At 68.0% G+C, this 19,863-nt stretch carries 12 protein-coding genes; 1 reads left to right on the plus strand and 11 read right to left on the minus strand.

Going from position 1 to position 19,863, the window contains the following annotated elements; genetic code table 11:
- Positions 1-47: 47 nt before the first annotated feature.
- The 3 genes from B0F77_RS21080 to B0F77_RS21090 form a co-directional block, all read right to left on the minus strand.
- Positions 48-1,202: a right-handed parallel beta-helix repeat-containing protein gene (locus B0F77_RS21080; RefSeq protein WP_086664670.1), complete on the minus strand. Its 1,155-nt coding sequence runs from the start codon at positions 1,200-1,202 to the stop codon at positions 48-50.
- 216 nt (positions 1,203-1,418) lie between these two features.
- Positions 1,419-3,182 carry a rhamnogalacturonan lyase gene (locus tag B0F77_RS21085; protein WP_086664671.1) on the minus strand — a complete coding sequence of 588 codons (1,764 nt, stop codon included), beginning with the start codon at positions 3,180-3,182 and terminating at the stop codon, positions 1,419-1,421.
- A 6-nt stretch (positions 3,183-3,188) separates the two neighbouring features.
- Positions 3,189-3,881: a GH12 family glycosyl hydrolase domain-containing protein gene (locus tag B0F77_RS21090; RefSeq protein ID WP_086664672.1), complete on the minus strand. Its 693-nt coding sequence runs from the start codon at positions 3,879-3,881 to the stop codon at positions 3,189-3,191.
- 168 nt (positions 3,882-4,049) lie between these two features.
- Here B0F77_RS21090 and B0F77_RS21095 point away from each other — a divergent pair, with 168 nt between their 5' ends.
- Entirely contained in the window at positions 4,050-5,069 is a 1,020-nt protein-coding gene (locus B0F77_RS21095; protein ID WP_086664673.1) for a LacI family DNA-binding transcriptional regulator, read from the plus strand.
- Here the strand turns inward: B0F77_RS21095 and B0F77_RS21100 are convergent.
- The 8 genes from B0F77_RS21100 to B0F77_RS21135 form a co-directional block, all read right to left on the minus strand.
- Positions 5,041-7,728, minus strand: a complete 2,688-nt coding sequence (locus B0F77_RS21100; protein WP_086664674.1) for a cellulose binding domain-containing protein — start codon at positions 7,726-7,728, stop codon at positions 5,041-5,043. The two genes, B0F77_RS21095 and B0F77_RS21100, sit on opposite strands and share 29 nt — an antisense overlap.
- A gap of 163 nt (positions 7,729-7,891) precedes the next feature.
- The gene (locus tag B0F77_RS21105) at positions 7,892-10,753 is read right to left on the minus strand and encodes an RICIN domain-containing protein (RefSeq protein WP_086664675.1); all 2,862 of its coding nucleotides are present in this window, start codon (positions 10,751-10,753) and stop codon (positions 7,892-7,894) included.
- A 19-nt stretch (positions 10,754-10,772) separates the two neighbouring features.
- Positions 10,773-13,583 (minus strand): discoidin domain-containing protein, encoded by a 2,811-nt coding sequence (locus tag B0F77_RS21110; RefSeq protein ID WP_086664676.1) that lies wholly within the window; start codon positions 13,581-13,583, stop codon positions 10,773-10,775.
- Positions 13,562-14,983 (minus strand): glycoside hydrolase family 43 protein, encoded by a 1,422-nt coding sequence (locus tag B0F77_RS21115; protein WP_086664677.1) that lies wholly within the window; start codon positions 14,981-14,983, stop codon positions 13,562-13,564. Before B0F77_RS21115 ends, B0F77_RS21110 begins: the two co-directional genes overlap by 22 nt.
- Positions 14,984-14,992: 9 nt before the next feature.
- On the minus strand, positions 14,993-17,425 hold the full coding sequence (locus tag B0F77_RS21120) for a glycoside hydrolase family 127 protein (RefSeq protein WP_086664678.1): 2,433 nt from the start codon (positions 17,423-17,425) through the stop codon (positions 14,993-14,995).
- Complete coding sequence (locus B0F77_RS21125) at positions 17,425-18,246, minus strand: hypothetical protein (RefSeq protein ID WP_086664679.1); 822 nt, start codon at positions 18,244-18,246, stop codon at positions 17,425-17,427. Before B0F77_RS21125 ends, B0F77_RS21120 begins: the two co-directional genes overlap by 1 nt.
- Positions 18,247-18,256: 10 nt before the next feature.
- Positions 18,257-19,042 (minus strand): carbohydrate ABC transporter permease, encoded by a 786-nt coding sequence (locus B0F77_RS21130; RefSeq protein WP_086664680.1) that lies wholly within the window; start codon positions 19,040-19,042, stop codon positions 18,257-18,259.
- Entirely contained in the window at positions 19,039-19,860 is an 822-nt protein-coding gene (locus B0F77_RS21135; protein ID WP_211293909.1) for a carbohydrate ABC transporter permease, read from the minus strand. The genes B0F77_RS21130 and B0F77_RS21135 overlap by 4 nt, the downstream gene beginning before the upstream one ends.
- Positions 19,861-19,863: the final 3 nt, after the last annotated feature.

Raw genomic sequence — 19,863 nt, forward strand, 5'->3', positions numbered from 1 at the left:
CATGAATGTGCCCCCCATGGCAAGGCGCGGGCAAGCGAGCAGCGCGGTTACAGGGTGACGGGCTTGCCGCCGAGGGTCACGCGCAGCTTGCCGTCCGAGGCGAACGACCAGCCGAGAGCGCCGGTGTAACCCGAGCAACGCGAGCCGTTGGTGCCCGTCCAGAACTGGTTGGAGCTGTCGGCGTTGCCGATGGTCTTGTCGTTGGAGCCCGTGCTGCTGCGGCACGAGGTGTTGCCGCGGTACACCGTGCTGCCCGCGTCGAACGAGAAGTTGCGCTCGTCGTTGTCGATGCTGAGGTTGTTCGACACGGCCATCGCGCCGGGGTTGCGGTTGTAGGTGAAGCCGTGCTTGCCGTTGTCGAACGCGATGGTGCGGCGGACGACGTGCGGCACGGCGATGTCCTCGCCGCCGAGCTTGAACCCGTTGCGGTCGCCGTTGCCCGCCTGGCCGCCGTTGCTCAGCGTGCCGTTCTTGTAGGCCAGCGAGTCCTCGATGGTGACCGGGCCGATCGCGCCGGTGTCGGACTTGGTGTAGAGGTCCCAGCCGTCGTCGATGTTGTTGTGCGACACCGCGTACCGGAAGATGTTGCCGGAGCCGACGGTCAGCTTCGCGGCGAACCCGTCGGCGTCCTCACCGTCGGAGTCGCGGTTGTCGTGCGACTCGGCGCTGAGGATCAGGTTGTTGGCCGGCCACTGGTTCTTCGGGGTGGTGGACGCGATCCGGGAGAGCTGCAGGCCGGTGTCGCGGTTGAACCGGGTGATCGTGCGCTCGATGATGTTGTTGCTGCCGCCGACGAAGATGCCGTTGTCGCCGGCCCGTTCCACGGTGATGCCGTAGACGTGCCAGTACGAGCCGTTGACCGCCAGGCCGCGGTTCGCCGGGTCCTCGGTCTGCGCCGAGAAGTTCAGCACCGGCTTCTCGGACTGGTAGGCGGTCAGCTTCTTGCGGGCGCTCGCCGTGCCGTTGTTGCTCGGCGGAATCGTCACGGTCATGGCCTGGCTGTAGGTGCCGCCGCGCAGGTAGATGGTGCCGCCCGCGGCGATGCGGGTGATCGCCGAGGTCAGCGTGGTCGGGGCCGAGATCGTGCCGGCGGCACCGTCCTTACCGCTGGGTGACACGTACAGCACGGTGTCGGCGGCGGACGCGGGTAACGGCGACGCCAGGCACGCGACCAATGCCGCGCCAATGTACTTCGATTTCATCAGGGTTCTCCCCAGGTGCGAATTGCAGGGATCTGGGAACGCTCCCACGCAAGCTAACGCACCAACTTTCCGAATAGCAATGAAATCAACGAAGATTCACAACGGTGAAAAGCGTGCAATTCACGGATATAAATCAGCCACAAAAGCGCGGGCAGGCTGAATCCGCGGACGGGCGATCCGTCCGCGGATTCGGTGTTCAGTTGTCCGGGGAAGCCGTCAGGGCGAGGCGAAGCTCGGGTGCGGCGGCTGGTTGTAGGCGGTGTTCTGCCAGGCCACCGCCTCCCGGTACTGCCGGTCCTCCATCAGCGAGGGCCGCCGGATCGTCGTCGGCTCGGTGGTCGAGTAGATCCGCAACGCCCGGCTGTCCGAGGTCCGCCAGACGACCTCCTCGCGCCAGTCGCCGAGGATGTCCGCCTGCAACGCCGGCGTGGACTTGGTGCCGTTGTTGGAGGCCACGCCCGAACCGGTGAGCAGCCGCGTGTCACCGTTGGGGCCGTACTTGTCGATCGTGGTGCCGTTCAGCAACTCGCGCTGCGCGTCGCCGTCCCACCAGATCACGAAGTTGGTCGAACCTGGTTTCCGCGCGGCGACCTGGGCGCCCGTGGTGGCGGACCGCAGCCCGCCCACCGAGGCCGACCACGCCTCCGCACCGGGGTTGCCGGCCCAGATGTCCGCGGCGACCGCACGGCCGTTGTCACAGCCGCACGACGGCGCGCTCCAGATGATCTGGCCGGTCCGGGCGTCGCCCATCCAGTGCGTGACCTCGTTCGTGTGCTCCGACGGCTTGAAGACCTCGAGGCCCGGCCTGGACGGGATGAAGTCGCCGACGTGCAGGGTGTCGCCGTGGTGGGTGCCGTTCTGCCACAGGCCCCGGCCGTTGTCGTCGATCGCCATCGAGCCGTAGATGATCTCGTCGCGACCGTCGCCGTCCACGTCGGCGATCGAGAGCTGGTGGTTTCCCTTGCCCTCCCAGGCCGAGCGGTTCGACTGGGTCGCCGAGTCGAACGTCCAGCGCTGCGTGAGCTGTCCGCCGCGGAAGTCCCACGCCGAGATCACGCTGCGGGTGTAGTACCCGCGCGCCATGACGATGCTCGGCCGCGCACCGTCCAAATAGGCCGTTCCGGCGAGGAACCGGTCGACCCGGTTGCCGTAGTTGTCACCCCACGACGAGACGTTGCCGCGCGGTGGCACGTAGTTCTCCGTGTCGAGCACCGCGCCGTCGGTGCCGCGGAACACCGAGAGGAACTCCGGCCCGGTCAGGACGTAGCCGTCGCTGTTGCGGTGGTCGGCGTTCGCGTTGCCGATCACCTGCCCGGTGCCGGACCGCGTGCCGTCCGCGGTCTTCACGGCGACCTCGGCTCTGCCGTCGCCGTCGTAGTCGAAGACCTGGAACTGGGTGTAGTGCGCGCCCGCGCGGATGTTGCGGCCGAGGTCGATGCGCCACAACCGGGTGCCGTTGAGCTTGTAGGCGTCCAGGTACACGTTGCCCGTGCGGCCCGCCTGCGAGTTGTCCTTGGCGTCAGCGGGATCCCACTTGAGGACGAACTCGTACTGGCCGTCGCCGTCCAGGTCGGCGACCGACGCGTCGTTCGCCACGTAGCCGGACGCCGGGATCTGCAGTGGCACGTCCTGGCTCGTCGCCAGCGTGCCGACGGAACGCGTGACCGCCGCCGGTTCCACGCCTCCGCCCAGCCGCCGCACCGAGTAGGACGCGGTCGCGGGCGCGCCCGCGTCGAGATAGCTCGTCGCCGTCGTCACCGGCGTGCGGTTGACCTTCACACCGTCGCGGTAGACGTCGAACGCCACATCAGCGGCGTCGGAGCCGAGCAGCCGCCACGACACGAAGTTGCCGCCGCCGTGGACCGACCGGATGCTGACGAGTCCGCGATCGGTGGCGACCGCCGGTTCGTCCGCGAGCGCCGGAACGGTGCCCGCCACGAGGATCGCCGCGAGCAGCACCGGCAGCGTGGTCCGCCTCATCGCCGGTCACCCGCCCGAGACCGAGTAGCTGTTGGTCGTGAAGTTCAGGCCACCGCTCGACGACGTGATCTCGTAGCCGAACTGGACCTCGCCGACCGTCACGTCACCCCACCAGCCGCGGGTGCGGATCCAGTTCATGACGGCCTTGAGGTCGACCGAGCCGGACGACGTGTTGGACGTGCGCAGGAACGAGAACACCGCGTTGGCGCCGTTGGAACCGCGGTAGACGTCCCAGGTGTGCCCGCCGACGGAGAACGTGCCCTGACGCGAGCCGATCGCGCCGACCGGGCCGGTCTTGTTCATCCAGATCATGACCTCGTAGGCGTTGTTGTTGGCCCAGATGTCATATGTGGTCGTGTAGGCGCCCGAGCCGGGCACGCTGACGTTGAAATTGCTCGTGAGCGAGCCGATCGCGCTGAGCCTCTTGTTCAGCGCCTTGCCCGCGTGCGGGTAGGACTTCACCCCGCCGGTGTTGGGGTGGTTCGCCCACACGCCCCAATTGCTGTAGGAGTTGGCCCAGATCGACTGCGGACCGGCGCCGTTGCCCCAGATGTTGTTGCGGACGACGTAGCCGCCGTTGTTCCAGGTGCCCCACCGGTCCGAGGAGGACCAGGCGGCCGCGGACGCGGTCGGCGCGCCCAGTGAAAACGCCAGTGCCGCGGCGAGAACCGCCATCAGCACGCGGGTGAACTTGTTCATGGAGCTTTACCTCCAGAATCGAAACGTTTCAACGACCGAAACATTAGCGTCGAATGAATCGATGCGCGGCCGGCGTTTTTTTCGACCTGCGTTCGACGTCGAAACGCCGGGACGGTCAGGCCCAGGCGCTAAAGTTGCGGCGACAACGACGCGCGCACTGGAGGCCGGTTGATCACCATCAAGGACGTCGCCAAGCACGCCGGCGTGTCCGTCAGCACCGTGTCGTACGTGCTCAGCGGCAAGCGTCCGATCTCGACGGCGACGTCGCAGCGCGTGCGCCGCAGCATCCGGGAACTGGGCTTCCACCCGAACGCGGGAGCCAGGGCGCTGGCCAGCAGCCGCACGAACGTCCTCGCGCTCGTCGTTCCACTCCGGACGGACCTCAACCTGCCGGTGATCATGCAGTTCGTGTCGTCGATCGTCACCACGGCCCGCGAGCACGACTACGACGTCCTGTTGCTCACGAAGGAGTCCGGTGCCGACGAGGTGCACCGGGTGATCGCGTCCGCGCGGGCGGACGCGGTGATCGTGATGGACGTGGAGGCGCACGACCCGCGCATCCCGGCCCTGCGCGAGCTGGAGGTGCCGGTCGTGCTGGTGGGCGTGCCCGCCGACTCCGCCGGGCTCAACTGCGTCGACCTCGACTTCAGCGCGAGCGGCGCGCGGACGGTGGCGCACCTGGCCGACCTCGGGCACCGCAAGGTCGGCTTCATCGGCTCTCCCCCGGCCGTCTACGAACGCAGGACCGGCTACGCGACGCGGTTCCTGTCGGGGTTCGCCAAGTGCGCGCAACAACGCGGCGTGACGGTCCACGTGCATCCATGTGCGCCTACCTACGCGTCGTTGAGCTCCTGTCTGGACAAGCTGCTGCGGCCGGAAGCCGGGATCACCGGGCTGGTGGTGCACAACGAGGCGGTGCTCGCGGACGTCGTGCTGGAGCTGCGGCGCCGGGATCGCCGGGTGCCGGAGGACCTGTCGGTGATCGCGCTGTGCCCGGACGTCATCGCCGCCTCCCAGCCGGTGCCGCTCACGTCGATCGCGGTACCGGCGGAGGAGGTCGGCGCCATCGCGGTGCGGATGCTGATGCGCCGCCTGGCGGGCGAGCAGTCGTCCGAGGTACGACTGCTCGACCCGCACCTCACGGATCGGGGCAGCACGATCACGGCACCGCGCATGGCCGATCGTTGAGCGTGAACGCCACCGGTTTCGCGTTCGTCCCCGCCCAGGAGGCGGTGAACCCGAAGCCGACGGTGGTGTTCGGCTTGATCTCCTTGTTGTAGCCCTGGTCCGCGACGGCCACCGCGGCACCGGTCTGGGTGAGCTTGCCGTTCCACAGCTGGCTGATCACCTGGCCGTTCGCGAAGGTCCACTTCAGCGTCCAGCCGTCGACGGTGGTCGTGCCGGTGTTGGTGATGTCGACGGCCCCCTGGAACCCGTTCTGCCACTGGGTCGACACCGTGTACTTCACCGCACAGCCGGTGCCCGGCGGCGGGCCCGTGGTCGTGGTGGTGGTGGTGGTGGTCGTCGTCGTCGTCGTGGTTGTCGTCGTCGTGGTCGTTGTGATGGGCGGAGTTCCGGTCATCTCCCCGAGCACGACACCGCGGCCGTTCGTGCCGAGGTAGACGCGGCCGTACACCCGCGGGTCGCCGGTGATCGCGTCCTGGATGTTGCCGTACTGGTGCCGGTCGTCGTTGATCCGCACCCAGCTCGCGCCCGTGTCGTCGGACCGGAAGACGCCTTTGACACCACCGGTTTCGCCGATCAGGTACAGCGCCGGGTACGCGCGTCCCGGTGCGGCCTTGCCGAACCCGATGTTGAGCGAGCTCGTCACGCCGGAGACCTTCGCGAAGCTCGCGCCGGAGTCCGTGGACCGCCACAACCCGCCCTGGCCCGCGAGCCAGATGTCGCCTTCCTTGCCCGCCACGGCTTTGAACTGCGCCGACTGGGGCAGCCCGGTCGCGGCCGTCACGGTGAACGAGGCACCGCCGTTGGTGCTCACGTAGAACTTCCCCGCGGCGAAGCCGTAGAACTTCATCGGGTTCACCCGGTCCGACCGCACGACCGCGCCCGCCGGGATGCCGGTCGACGCCGTCCACGAGTTGCCGAACCCGGTCGCGTGGTGCACGCCGGTGCCCGCCGGACTCCAGACGAACCTGCTGCCGTCGGCCGCCGCCGCGACCGTGCCGCCACCGGTGACCCCGCCCGGTTCCTGGCCCTGGAACCAGTTCGCGCCGCCGTCGGTCGAGAACCCGACCCGGTTGTCGTTGGGCCTGCTGGTCTTGTCGAAGTCACCGACCCGCACGATCGTCGCGGGGCTGAGCTCGGCGAAGTCCAGGCTGCGCGTGGTGGTGAAGTACGGCTGGTTGAAAGTTCTGGCCGGCACCGCGTCCAGCCGGTCGTGCCGGAAGCCGCCGATGTCACCGAGTGCGCTGATCAACGGCGGTCCGGACGGCGGGCTGATCAGGTCGATCACCGCGGTCTCCTCGAGCCCGGCGGCCATCGGCCTGATGGTGAGCTGGGTGCCGCGATCCCACGCGGTGAGGTCGGTGGTGCCGTAGAGCGTGGCACCGGTGCCGTACATCATCCGGTCGGAGTTGAACGGGTCGATCTCCAGCGACTCGGTCATCCAGCCGAGCTTCGGCGAGACCTCCGGCGGCGCGGGGTTCGCGCCGAGGTCGAGCCACGGCGACGCGCTGATGTCCATCTTGTAGCGGAAGCTGCGGTTCGGGTAGCTCGTCCAGTCCCAGATCCGCGTCCACGTGGCGCCGTAGTCGGTGCTGCGGAAGAAGGTCACGTCCGGCCACCACGCGATCTGGGTGGCGACCATGAGCGTGCCGGGCTTCTTGCGGTCGACGGTCAGACCGCTGTAGCCGAACGTGTTGTCGGCGCTGCTCGACGGCACGGGACTGATCTGCGTCCACGCGCCGGTCGCGGTGTTCAGCTTCCAGACGTCACCCTTGGCACCGTCGTACGGACCGCCGGTGTCGCTGGTGGCGAGGTAGAGCGTGTCGCCCTGCAGAACTCCCTTGTGGGGCAGGAAACCGGTGGGCTGTCCCGCCACGCGTTCCCACGTCGTGCCGCCGTTCGTGCTGCGGTAGACGTTGTTCTGCTTGTCGGCCACGCCCACGTAGATCGTCTGCGTCGCCGTCGAGGCGCTCCCGGTGCGCGGATCGAAGGTCACCCACAGCACGCCCTGGTTGTCGCTGAGATAACCGTTGGGGTCACTGGGGTCCTGGGCGTAGTTGCCGGCGTTGGGGAACGCCGTGACCTTGCTCCACGTGGCACCGAAGTCCGTGCTGCGCCACAGGCCGTTACCGCTCGGCGCGCCGAAGTACAGCACGCTGTTGCGGTTGGGGTCGATCGCGAGCCGCTCCCCCATGCCGCGGCCGGGCATGTTGCCGCCGACCTTGAACGGCAGCGGCGTGGTCTGCCAGGTGGTGCCCCGGTCGGACGAACGCAGGATCGCGCCGTTGTTGGGATCCCAGCTGTTCGTGTACATGCCGGCGGCGACGTACACGCGGTTCGGGTCGACGGCGTCGGTCGCGAGGCTCGCGACGCCGTTCAGTCCCCAGTTGTCGAGGCCGACGTGGTCGAGCAACGGGATCCATCTGTTCGTCTGGGGATTCAACCGATACGCGCCACCGATGTCCGTGCGCGCGTAGACCAGGTTCGGTTCGCGTTGGTTGAACACGATGCCGGGCACGAACCCGCCACCCGCGATGTCGACGTTGCCCCACGAGTAAGTCTCAGCCGCGGCCGCGGTGTGGCCCGCGCCCGTCGTGTGTGCCACCACGACGAGCGCGGACATGGTCACCGCCGCGAGTGCGCCTGCGAGAGCTCTCCGCATCGAGAATTCCCTTCTCGGCTATTTCCGCGAAGTGTCCGGCGGCGCACCATTTATTTCAATCAGCACTGACTATTTCGAATCGATTCGACCCCGAATCCCCAGGCGGAAGTGCACGCGGGGAGCTTTCGTTCACCCTGACTGCACGAAGGGTCCCCGCGTGTCGTCAGGCAGCAGGGGACTTGGCCAGGATTTCGATCTCGGCGAGAGTCAGGTACCCGGACGGGCGCGCGGTGAGGACGACCCGCACCGCGGTCGCCGGAGGTGACGGGTTCAGCACGACCTCCGTCCGCAGCGCGGTCACCTCGACCTCGCCGCTCGCGTCGACCCACGCACCGTCCGCCGTGCGCACCTGCACCTTGAGGCTCTTGGCGATGCCGCCTTCGCCGTCGCGGTAGGAATGCACGGCGACCCGCGTCAGATCACGGATCTTCGGCAACGTGAACGTGATCGTGTCGGCCGGGTTCTTGGTGCCGGACCGCCAGTTCGACCACGCCTTCTCGTCCGTGACGCCGTTGCGCAGCCGTTCCGCGGCATAGCCGGACTCGGTGTAGGTCGCCGTGACGGCCGCGTCCAGCGCCGCGTTCACCTCGACGGGCTCGGTCACCTGGACGACCGCCGTCGCGGCCACCGTGGTGCCGTCGACGACCTGGGCGCGTCCGGTCACCGTCACCGTGCCGACGTGGTCGAACACGGCGGAGTCCCACGTGACGGGGAGTTCCGCCTTGCCGCCGCGTTTGCCGATGCCGGTGACGGTGGCGGGCAGGTCGGGCCGTCCGCCGACGTAGGTCTTCGCGCGGGCGGGCAGCGTCGAGGCGATCGTGTCGACGGTGACCACGGCGAGCGCGGGCAGCTTGCGCCCGAGCACGTCCGTCGCCGTGCCGTGCACGCGAACCGTGCCGGGCTGCTGCCACGACCAGTCCGGCGGCAGGTTCCACACCACCGGCAGTGAGCCTCGGGCGCCGTCCGGGTACACCGGCGTCACGGTCTGCGGCAGCACCGGCCGCAGCTTGGGCACCGTGAACACGGCGGCGTCCTGGGTGCGCAGCACGGTCTCGTCGACCGGGGTCCAGCGTTGGCTCGCACCCGAGGTCGGTGTCCTGGCCGACACCGTCTCGCCGGTCCCGTCGAGCAGCGTGCCGGTGGCGGCGTTGACGAACGTCCAGCTGCCGTCACCGGTCGTGGACATGATCCACTGGGCCTCGGTGCCCCTGGCCGACTGCAGCACCACGGCGTCCCCCGCGGCGGCCAGCCGGGTTCCGGTCACGGCGTTGACGATCTCGTAGCGCTCCCGGTTCCCGTTGCCCAGCCCGAGTTTCCGCACCGACCACAGCTGACGCGCGCTGGTGGCGTCGGAGGTGCCCAGCACCGCCTTCGACCAGTCGTCGGACGGCTGCACCGACTTGCCGTTCGCGGCGATCCGGTACACGTGATCGGGCTGGACCAGCGCGGCGTCACCGGACACCCCGGCCACGCCGTCGACCAGGAACGTGGTGACGGACTTCGCCGGGACCGCGAGCGTCGCCGACTTTCCGGTCACCCGCACGGGCTTGCCGCGCACGAGGGCGCCGGCCGCGTTCGTGACCACCGGGGTCACCTTGGCCAGCGGCGACACGAGGCCGAACCGCGACAGGTCGAGGGTCACCGAGCGGTCGGTGCTGCCGCTGTTGACGTGCACGACCGTCGCGTCCAGGCCGAAGCGCTTCACCGCGGCGACGCTCGACGGGTCGTCGGTCTTGACGAACCGGTCCCCCGGCCGGACGAAGTGGGTGAAGTTGCGGATGGTGTTGAACTTGGAGTTGGTCTTGATCGGGCACGACTCCAGCGTGTCCGCCGCCGTGCAGTTGAACGGGATGTGGATGCTGCCCCAGTTCTTGCCGGCGGCCTGCTGCGGGATCGAGTCCTCGATCGGCTGCCAGAACACCCAGGCCGACGGTTCGAGCTCGCGGATGTCCTCCAGCATCCGGGTCGCCATGCCCAGACCGGGTTCCATGCCCGTGTAGTCGGTGGTGCCGTTGCCCCAGGTGCCCTCGACCTCGCTCATCCAGAGCTTCTCGTTCGCGCCCTTGGCGATGTCACGGACGCTGGTGCGCTGGCCCGTGCCGTAGGTGTGCACGTTCAGCTGGTCGATCACGTCCCGCGCCGGGCCGTACCCGTTCCAGTTGCGCACGAACGTGCCGGGGTTCGTTTCGTCCATTGCGGACACTTTGACCCGCGATCGCAGCGCGTCGAGTGCCCGCCGCGTCGCGAGCAGGACCTCCTGCTGGAGCTCGGGTCCGGCGTGCGCGCCCTCCTGGCGTCCACCGGTCGGCTGGCCGTTCGGGCCGATCTGGGTGCCCCAGTAGTTCGTGTTGGGCTCGTTCAACGGGGCGAGCGTGTCGAACCTGATGCCGTGCGCCCGTTCCAGTTCCTGGGTCACCCGCGCCAGGTAGGTGGCGAAGTCGCCGACGCGGTCGCGGCGGATCTGGTCGGTGTTCGCGTCGAACCCGCCGGAGACGTATCCGCTGACGGTCTGGAACCACGGCGGCGAGTTGCTGAACGCCTCCCACCTCGTCACCTGGCGCTTGATCTGGTCGATCCACCAGCGCTGGTTGGCGTCCGCGGCGAAGTTCCAGTGCTCCGGGTTGTCCGCGCGCCACCAGTCGGTGTCGGTGCGCGTGGTGCCGGGAGGAGCCTTCCAGAAGCCCTCCATCGTCGCGCCGGTCTTCATGTAGTCCCTGCGGACGTCCGGCGCGTTGCCACCGCCGATGTTGTACCGCGCGATGTTCAGGCGCAGTCCGTCCTCACCGAACAACAGGTCGACGAGCTTGCGGCGGATCGGCTCGGGGTAGCCGCCGGTGATGTTGGCGAACCACACCAGGCTCGTCCCCCAGCCCTCGAACTCCGGCTGCTGGTACGACGGGTCGATGCGCACCGTGACCGCGTTCTGCGGCAACGGTTCCGCGAACGCGACCGCGGGCACGGTGGCGAAACCCGTGCCCGCGGCCAAACACAGCGCAAGCGCTGTCAAACGACGTGCGATTGTCATTGACGTCCTTTGAGGTTGTTCAGTAGATCTTCATCTCCGTCAGTCCGGTCCTGAAACCGCTGGCGTGAGTCATCTGCACCCGTAGTCGTTGCGTGCTGACCGGGGTGAACTGGGCGAGGTTGTAGTTGGCACGAGGCGTGGCCGGTGTCTTCACCTGTCCGCCCACGTCGGCCCATCCGCTGCCGTTCCAGTACTGGACCTGGTACGACGCCGGCGCCCGATAACGGTTGCCCGCGCGGTCGTCGCGGAAGTACAGCCGTGCCTCGCTGACCGAACGTTGCTGGCCGAAGTTCAACTCGAACCAGTCGGTCGCGTTCGGTGAGCCGGAGGTGCCCCAGATCGGTTCGTTGATCGGGAACCCGTCGACTGCCGCACCGACCGACGTGCCGGACGCGGTGTAGGAGGCCGAGGGACCGGACGCCAGGTTCGGCCGGGTCGACGTCAGGTCCACGCCCGCCTTGGCGAACACGTCGACCATGCGCGGGCTGTTCTGCACGACGTCACGAGGAGCGCGCGCAGCGGGAACCGAGGTCTGGTAGGTCACCGAACCGCCGGAAGGCAGCGTCACCTGACCGGTCGCCGGGTCGTAGAGCACGCGGGTGAGCCGGTCCACCGTGAACGCGCGGCTGCCGTTGAGGTACACCGAATAACCCTGCGGAACACCGTTGTACCGGGTCACGCCGTCGGACGGGTCGTCCCACACCACGCTCAGGTCGGTGTTGCGGTGCCGCAGGTTGTTGACCGCGAAGTGCGACCAGCCGATGTTGATCGGCGACAGCTCGATCAGCCCGTCGGTGCGCGGCCGCAGCCCCGCGACGTCCTCGACGACGGTCCAGTTGCTGCTGCCGAGGATGTTGTGGTGGATCCACGACCGGTACTGGATCGAGCTGCCGTTCCAGTCCGCCCAGAACTCGTTGGCGTCCGGCCATTGCGTGTTGCCGCCGATGTACTGCGCCCAGGTGTTCCAGTACAGCAGCTTCTTGTAGTCCTCCGGGCTCATCCACTGGTTCTGGTAGTTGCGCAGCACCGAGGAGTACAGCCGGAACTGCACGGTCGAGTTGATGGTGGAGAAGTTGTTCGAACCGGGGTGGCCCGCTGCCGCGGCCGCCGCCTTGTCCCGCTGGTTGGCCGTGTAGAACGGGAACACCGGGTACTCGGCCGGGTCCGCGAACAGCCGCAGCGACTGCTTGTACTGGTCGGTGTTCGGCATCAGGCCGACCGAGAACGGGTAGTAGTTGTTGATTTCCTTCCACGGCACGTGCTCGTTCGTGGCGACGTGCTTGTGCTCCAGCAGCTGCCGGGACGGGTTCCACAGGGTGTTGATCACGCCGGACCGGATCCGGTCGGCCAGCGCCTGCATCTCGGCGGCCTTGGCCGAGTTGCCGGCCAGCGCGTAGGCCTGTTGTGCGGCAACGGCTCCGCTCCACACGTACGCCGTCTCCGCGCGGTCCATCCTGCCCTCCCGCCAGTGGAACGACACCGCGTCGGCGTCGTTGCCGGTGAGGGCACCCCAGTCGTACTCGATCACACCGTTGTTGTTGGTGTCGTAGAACGACAGCTGGCCCTTGGCGTCACCTTCCGCGTACCGCGCGAGCAGTGCCGCGATCGCGGGCTGGCCGCCGTGGACCTGGTAGGCGCGCCACGCGGCCTCGGAGATGTACTGGGTGTAGGAGTTCGACCAGTTCTCCGGGTCGCCGGGGTTGTCCATGAACCGGCCGCCCTTGGACGTCTGCCCGGCGGACAGCCACGGTCCGGAGGAGTAGACGGGATCACGCAGGTACTTCAGGTCGTCGATGTGCATCGGCTGCGTCAGCACGATCGCGTTGTTGTAGCCGGTGGCGCCCTCGACCGAGATCGGGAACTGGTAGTCCTGACCGGGGATGTCGACGTCGAGGTGGTTGAACCGCATCAGCCACCAGCGGTAGTAGATGTTCTTCTTGATCGCCGCGTCGGGCACGTCGATGTACGGGATGTTGTCCGCCCACCAACGGTTGTACGCGCGCACGTGGGTGGCGAACGCCGTCTCCGGCGAGTACCCGCGATAGGACTGGTACTCGGTCGACGACTCCGGGATCTCGGTCGTCAGGAAGCCCATGGCCACCTTGGTGGTGACGGTCTGCCCGGCACCGACGGTGATCGAGCGGTCCAGGCCGCCGTTGTTCACCCCGAACCCGTCGCCCGACAGGCGCGGCCGGATCGTGGTGAGGTTGTTCTTCACCTGCCTGCTGCCGGTCAGCTCGTTGCCGCTCGCGGAAGTCGCATAAGGAGACGTGGCGCGCAGCTGCAGCGTCGCGGACGAGCCGCCGGTGTTCACGATCGCCAGGTTCGTCACGGCCACGTTGTTGTGCGTGATGAACTTCGTCATCTCCACCCGGATCGAGCCGCTGGTGAAGACACCCCGGTAGTGGCTGGGTTTCTGCACGCGGTTGTTCACCTGCTCGGTGAAGTTGCCGGGCGACACGGCGACCGAGTAGGCGTTCTGGCCGCTGAGGTCGTCCCAGTACGCGGACCTGCCGCCGAACCCGATCACGGCGGGGTTGTGGGTGTACATGAACAACCCGCGCCCGCGGGTCATCAGGAAGTTGCCGGCGGGGTCGTTGCCGGGACGGGCCAGCAGGCGGTCCATCCAGAAGTCGGTGCCGGAGCTTTCCGCGTCGTAGATCGCGCGCATGGTGCTGCCGGTGTCGTACCCGACCGGCGGCGCGGGGATCGACGGTCCGTTGAACGCCGGATAGCCGATGGGCTGCGCGGCCGAGGCGGCGGGTGCCATCCCGCCCGCGATCAGCACCACGGCCAGCGCGGGTGCCGTCAGGCGGCGAATGCTTGCCATTCCAGGACTCCCGTCGAAAGGCCGGTCTTCGCGGTGATGTTCAACCGCAACCGGGTCGTGGACACGGTGGGGAACGAGAGGGTGTTGAAGGTGTTCGCGGCCGTCCCGCACGAACCGGGCAGGTCGGCGTAGGCGCTGCCGGTCCAGTACTGCACGCGGCACGACGCGGGCAGGTCGATGCCCTGGTCGTCGTCGAACCAGTAGACGGCGGTGCGGTTGATCGATCTGGCGGACGGCCAGGTGTACTCGAGCCACTGCGTGCCCTGCTCGGGCCAGTTGCCGTAGACCAGGTTCGACCGGTCCGCCGAACTTGCCGGTGCGGCACCGTTGTTGACCGCGGACAGGTTCTCCCACGGCGACACGTAGGACGTGGTCGCGGTGGCGCTCAACGCGATGTTGCCGGTCGGTGGAGTGCTGGGGTTCGGCGGCGGACCGGTGGCGGTCTGCGTGACGCGCTGCATCGTGCCGTCGGCGTTGAAGCGCAACAGGTCCACGGCCACGGACCGGCGGAAGTCACCGCCGCCGGGGGCGTTCGCGTTGTGGTAGACCATGTACCACTGGCCGTTGAACTGGGCGACGCCCGCGTGGTTGGTGGTCGACGAGACCTGGCCGAGCACCACGCCGCGGTGCGTCCACGGCCCCATCGGGCTGGTGGCGGTGGCGTAGCGCTGGCAGGCGTAGCTGGACGACGTGACGCAGCCGTTGGTGTCGTTGGCCGCGTAGATCATGTAGTAGAGGCCGTTGCGCTTGAACATGAACGGCGCTTCCCAGAAGTTGTCCAGACCCTGCGGGGTCACGACCGGGCCGTCCAGTTCGATCATGTTCGGCTTGAGCTTCGCCGCCCGCGCGCCCCAGTAGCTGCCCCAGTAGAGGTAGGCCTGGCCGTCGTCGTCGGTGAAGACCGTCGGGTCGATGTTGAGCCCGGACGAGTTGGGCGTGCTGTCACTGATCAGCGGCCCGCCCTTGGCGTCGGTGAACGGTCCGAGCGGGCTGTCGCCGACCGCGACGCCGATGTCCATCCACCCGGCGCCGTTGCCGTTGACCGAGGTGTACCAGTAGTACTTGCCGCCCCGCGGTTCGACCTCGCTGGCCCACGCGTCGGCGCCCGCCCAGCGGAACGTGCCGATGTTCGCCTTGGCGCCGTGGTCGGTCCAGGTGGCGGCGTCGGTGGTGGACAGCACGCGCCACTCGCGCATGAGGAAGTTCGACTGGCCGGACGCGGCTTCGTCCCGTCCGGCGTAGACGTACATCGTGTTGCCGACGACCAGCGGGGCCGGGTCGGCGGTGTAGATCGAGGTGATGATCGGATTCGCCGCGCTCGCGGGCGTTGCGACGACAACGCCCGCGAGCAGTGTGATCGCGGCGGCCAGAAAGGACGTACGCAGCAGGATGGCGCGCATCGATCCTCCTTACGTGCCGGTGGAGTGGAGGTTCGCGACCTCAGCGGCGGTGAGAGCGCGGCCGTGGACGCGGAACGAGTCCACAGCGCCGTCGAGGAACGGGTCGCCTTCGTACTGGGAGCGCCCGATCCAGTTCTGCGTGGTGTTGCCGGGCCGCGACGTCATCGCCGAGTTGCGCGCGACTTCGAGACCGTTGACGTACAGAACGCCGAGATCGCCGTTCTGCGTCACCGCGACGTGCGTCCACACTCCCTGCGGAAGCGCCGTCGGTGCGTTGATCTGCTGCTCCGCGCCCGCGCCGCCCGTGGTGACGGCGAACCTCGCTCCGCCCGCCGAACTGCGCGGGGTGAGGAAGGCGTAGGCCCCGGTGCCGGAACCGAAGTCGAACACCCGCGACCAGGTCGCCACCGCGTCCAGGCGGACCCAGGTGGCGATCGTGAACGCGGTCGCGCTCGCGAGCAGGCCCGCGGGCAGCACGACGTGCGCGCCGTTGCCCGGCAGGTCGACCGCTTGCCCGGTGCGGCCGGTCGTCCAGGCCGTACCGCCGGCGAGAGTGGCGGTGAAGCCGTTGCCGGTGGCGTCGTTCGCGTTGCCGTCGAACGGGTAGTGCGCGATGAACGATGGTGTCTCCGCGGCGACGGTCCAGTAGACGGTGTAGCGCTGCCCGTGGACCTTGTAGAACGGCAGCAGCGTCACCTGGCCCGTGCTCGCCGTGGCGGTGTACTGCAACGGCGTCGACGTGGGCTTGATCGTCGACGGCTGCAGGGAAGGCATCGACGAGAGGTTGTTCGTGCCGTACGCGCCCGCCAGCACGATCGGACCGTGCTTGACCGCCTGCACCGTGCGGTTGTCCGGAGTGGACTCCCGCTGCAACGTCATCGGCAGGTCGACGTCCACCACGTCACCGCTCGCCCAGGTCCGGTTGATCCGGGCGTACGAACCCGGCGTGACCGAAGCCTGCGGCGTTCCGTTGACCCGGATCTGCGCACCTGTGGCCCAGCTGGGAACACGCACGCGCAACTCGAACGCGCCGGAACCCGTGATCGTGAACCTGGTGGCCCCCGTCTCCGGGAACGAGGTCTCCTGCCGCACGGTGAACCCGCGCCAGCTCACCGTCGAGGCGATGAACAGGTTGACGAACAGCGTGCTGCCCGAATGCGCGTAGATCCGGCCGGTGTGCCCGGTGTTGGTCTCCATCCCGGTGCCGTGGCAGCAGGTGAAGTCGTTGTAGTCATTGCTGTACGTCCGTATTCCGCCAGGTCGCAACGGCGTGTAGTAACTGTGGTGGCCGTGGTCCGAGTTCGGGTTCTGCGCGCCCAGCAGGTGGTTGTAGAGCGTCTTCTCGTAGAAGTCGAAGTACCGCGCGTCGGAGGGATTGCCCCGGAACAGCTGCGCGGTGAGCTTCAGCATGTTGTAGGAGTTGCAGGACTCGCAGGTGTTGTCCGACAGTTCGGAGGCGATCCGGCCGGGTGCCTTGAAGTACTCGCCGTTGGAGTTGCCGCCGATCGCGTAGCTGTGCGCACCGGTGACGATCTCCCAGAAGTTGCTCGCGATGTCGCGGTACCTGGTGGTGCCCGTCGCGTGGTACTCACGGATCGCACCGATCGCCTTGGGGATCTGGGTGTTGGCGTGATAGCCGTTCAACGCGTCGCGGTTCTGCGCCAGCGGGTCGAAGATCTCCGCGTGGTCGAAGTACTGCGCGGTGGTGAGGTGCGCCGGGTCGCCGGTCACCTGGTAGAGGTTGGCCAGCACCTCGTTCATGCCGCCGAACTCGGTGTCGAGCATGTTCTGCCGCTGGTCGTAGGTCAGCCTGCCGTTGCGCCAGGCCGTCCACGACGCCTTCTGGGTGAGCACGGTCAGCGCCCGTGCGTTGCCGGTGAGCAGGTGCACGTCGAGCAGGCCTGCCATGATCTTGTGCAGGGTGTAGTAGGGCGCCCAGACCTGTTCGCGCGCCTCGACCCGGCCGATGAAGCTCTCCGGGAACGCCGAGAGGTAGCCGGTGCTGAACCCGGCGGCCCTGGCCCGGTCCTGGCACGCCGCCAGCTGGTCGACCAGGTAGGTCGCCTTGGTGGCGAACGCCGTGTCACCCGTGGTGGCGTACGCCTGGGCCAGCGCGGTCAGCACGTGCCCCGTCGAATGGCCGCGCAGTTCGGTGGTGGGCGACTCCCACCCTCCACAAGGGACGACGTCCGACGGCAACGACACGTTTCGACGGAACGTGTGCAGCAGCCGGTCGGGATCGAGGAACTTGAGGTAGGCGTGGGTGCGGGTGGTGTTGTCCCGGAACGGTCCTGGCAGCAGGGTCACCGCGCCCAGCGGGAACAGCTCGGCGGACACCCCGATGTCGGTGCGTGCCGCGGCGAGCGCGCGTGCGGGCAACGCCGCCGCCGCAACGGCGAACGCGCCCGCACGCAACACAGTGCGTCGAGAGGGGAGGCTCATCAGAACCCGTACCGGTTCTTCAGGTGCCGCCACCAGTCACGCAACATCCACTTGTCGAACTCGGTGATCACCGTGGAGCTGCCCGCCTTCATGATGAACCGGTCGACACCGCTCGGTGTCCAGTCGTAGAAGTCGTCCAGACCGAACGTATGTCCTACTTCGTGCAGGAAGATGTGCACGTCCGACGAGTTCAGGTTGCCCATGAAGTACTCGCTGCCGATCCGCTGACCCCAGTCACCGCCGGCCCCGCCGCCGAAGCCGGCCGTGAGCCACAACGACTGGTCGTAGTGCCGCGCGACGCCACCGGGGCAGCGCGGGTACGAGCCGTTGCGGTTGAAGAACCTGCCGCACCCTTCCGAGCACTGCGGCGCGTTCTCCCTGATGTCGTTGACGTAGATGTCGACCGAGTTGTCGGTCCACTGCAGCTGGTTGCGGTCACGCACCGCCCAGCCGACGACCTTGATGGGCACGGACGCGTACGGGAAGTTGTTGTGCCCCGCCATCGCGTCCATCCACTTCTTGTACTGCCGGGCGAGCTGCGCGTGCACCGCGTCGCGTTGCTGCGCCGTCACCGGCTGGGGCGAGTCCCAGCGCACGCAGAAGTTCAGGTAGCCGCCGTTGGTGAACAGCTGGTCCCAGCCGTAGTTGCGGAAGCCGTAGAGGTCCCCGTAGGTGCTCTCCACGTGCTGCCACACCTGGTTGAGCGGGGTGACCAGGTTCGCCGGCGGGTTCCACGTGTCCGCTCTGGCCGGAGCCGCCACGCCGACCGCCATCACCGCCGCGAAGAGAGCGGCCACGAATCCTTTCCACAACCGGATCATTTCGATCTCCTCAACCCTTGAGGGCGCCCGAGGTGAATCCCCGGACGTAGCTGCGTTGCATGAACGCGAACAGCACCAGGCAGGGCACGGCCATGAACACCACGCCGGCTTCCAGGGCGGCGTAGTCGATCGAGCCGTGACTGGCGGTGCGCATGTTGACCACGGCAAGGATGGCGGTGAACTTGCCGGTGGAGTTGAGCAGGATCAGCGGGGCGAAGAACTCGCTCCACGACGCGAGGAACGCGAACAGTCCGACGGTGACCAGACCGGGTCGTACGGCGGGCAGCATGATCCGCACCAGCGTGCCGAAGCTCGTGCACCCGTCGACGCGGGCGGACTCCTCCAGTTCGATCGGCACGGCCTCGAAGCTGTTGCGCATCATGAAGACCGAGAACGGCAGCTGGAACACGATCAGCACCAGGCTGAGGCCGATCAGCGAGTCCTCCAGCCCGAGCCAGCCCAGCAGCACGTACAGCGCGATCAGGATCGTCGCGTACGGCACCATCAGGATCGCGAGCGTGAGCAGGAAGAGCACGTCCCGGCCGGGAAAGCGGAACCGTCCGAACGCGTAGCCCGCGAACGTGGCCACGACCAGCGTGCCACCGACCGTCATCGCGCTCACCAGCACGCTGTTGAGCACGTGCACCGGCTGGATGCCGTTGTCGGAGGTGAAGAGCCGGACGTAGTTCTCGACGCCGAACCCGGTGTCCGTGCGCACCGACGCCCACCCGCTCCAGAGCAGCGGGAACAGGAACAGGATCGCGAGTGCGGTACCGGTGAACCAGTAGGCCCTCATGCCGACCTCCTGCGCAGGACGGCGAGCTGGACCGAGCTGAACAGCGCGAGCAGCACCAGCAGCACGACCGAGATCCCGGCCGCCGAACCGAGGTCGAGACGGATGAACGCCTCCCGGTAGATCACCATCACCAGGGAGGTGGTGCTGTTGTCCGGGCCTCCCCTGGTGAGGATCCAGAACTGGTCGAACGCGAGCAGCGACCCGGTGGTCATCATCGTCAGCACCAACGCGATCGTCGGCCGCATCATCGGCACGGTGATGCTCCGGAACGTCTGCCAGCGGGTGGCACCGTCGATCCGCGCGGCCTCGTAGACGTCGAGCGGGATCGCCTGCAGCCCGGTCAGCAGGATCAGCATGTTGAACCCGGCGAACCGCCACAGCACCAGCAGCACGGCCGATCCCAGCGCCGGGCTGTCACCGGAGCCGGGGAACGGACCGATCTCCTCGCTCAGCAACCCGAGGAACAACAGCGAGGCGCTGGCGAACCCGACCGCCATCGGCAGGAAGAACGCGGTACGGAAGAACCCCACGCCCTTCCGCCTGTTCTGCACCAGCAACGCGAGTCCGAACGCGACCACGAACAGCGCCACCGTGATGAGCACGGTGTACCGGACGGTGAACCAGGCCGCGGACGTCAGCAGCGCGTTGTCCACGACACCGGTGTAGTTGGCCGGCGCGTTGAACCTCGGTTTGCCGAGCAACGGCCAGCGGTTCAGCGACATCCAGCCGACGAGCAGCAGCGGAACCACGAAGAACAGCCCCACCAGCACCGCGGCGGGTGTGGCGTACAGGGCTCCGGTCACCGCTCGCCTGCGCACGGT

Origin of the sequence: Lentzea kentuckyensis (assembly GCF_002150765.1) — a bacterium.
In the GTDB taxonomy this organism is placed as follows: domain Bacteria; phylum Actinomycetota; class Actinomycetes; order Mycobacteriales; family Pseudonocardiaceae; genus Lentzea; species Lentzea kentuckyensis.

Bases quoted from the DNA above. Each gene is read 5' to 3' on its own strand.
- B0F77_RS21115 (WP_086664677.1), bottom strand. From the start codon at position 14,983: ATGCGCGCCATCCTGCTGCGTACGTCCTTTCTGGCCGCCGCGATCACA.
- B0F77_RS21125 (WP_086664679.1), bottom strand. From the start codon at position 18,246: ATGATCCGGTTGTGGAAAGGATTCGTGGCCGCTCTCTTCGCGGCGGTG.
- B0F77_RS21130 (WP_086664680.1), bottom strand. From the start codon at position 19,042: ATGAGGGCCTACTGGTTCACCGGTACCGCACTCGCGATCCTGTTCCTG.
- B0F77_RS21110 (WP_086664676.1), bottom strand. From the start codon at position 13,583: ATGGCAAGCATTCGCCGCCTGACGGCACCCGCGCTGGCCGTGGTGCTG.
- B0F77_RS21100 (WP_086664674.1), bottom strand. From the start codon at position 7,728: ATGCGGAGAGCTCTCGCAGGCGCACTCGCGGCGGTGACCATGTCCGCG.
- B0F77_RS21090 (WP_086664672.1), bottom strand. From the start codon at position 3,881: ATGAACAAGTTCACCCGCGTGCTGATGGCGGTTCTCGCCGCGGCACTG.
- B0F77_RS21085 (WP_086664671.1), bottom strand. From the start codon at position 3,182: ATGAGGCGGACCACGCTGCCGGTGCTGCTCGCGGCGATCCTCGTGGCG.
- B0F77_RS21120 (WP_086664678.1), bottom strand. From the start codon at position 17,425: ATGAGCCTCCCCTCTCGACGCACTGTGTTGCGTGCGGGCGCGTTCGCC.
- B0F77_RS21105 (WP_086664675.1), bottom strand. From the start codon at position 10,753: ATGACAATCGCACGTCGTTTGACAGCGCTTGCGCTGTGTTTGGCCGCG.
- B0F77_RS21080 (WP_086664670.1), bottom strand. From the start codon at position 1,202: ATGAAATCGAAGTACATTGGCGCGGCATTGGTCGCGTGCCTGGCGTCG.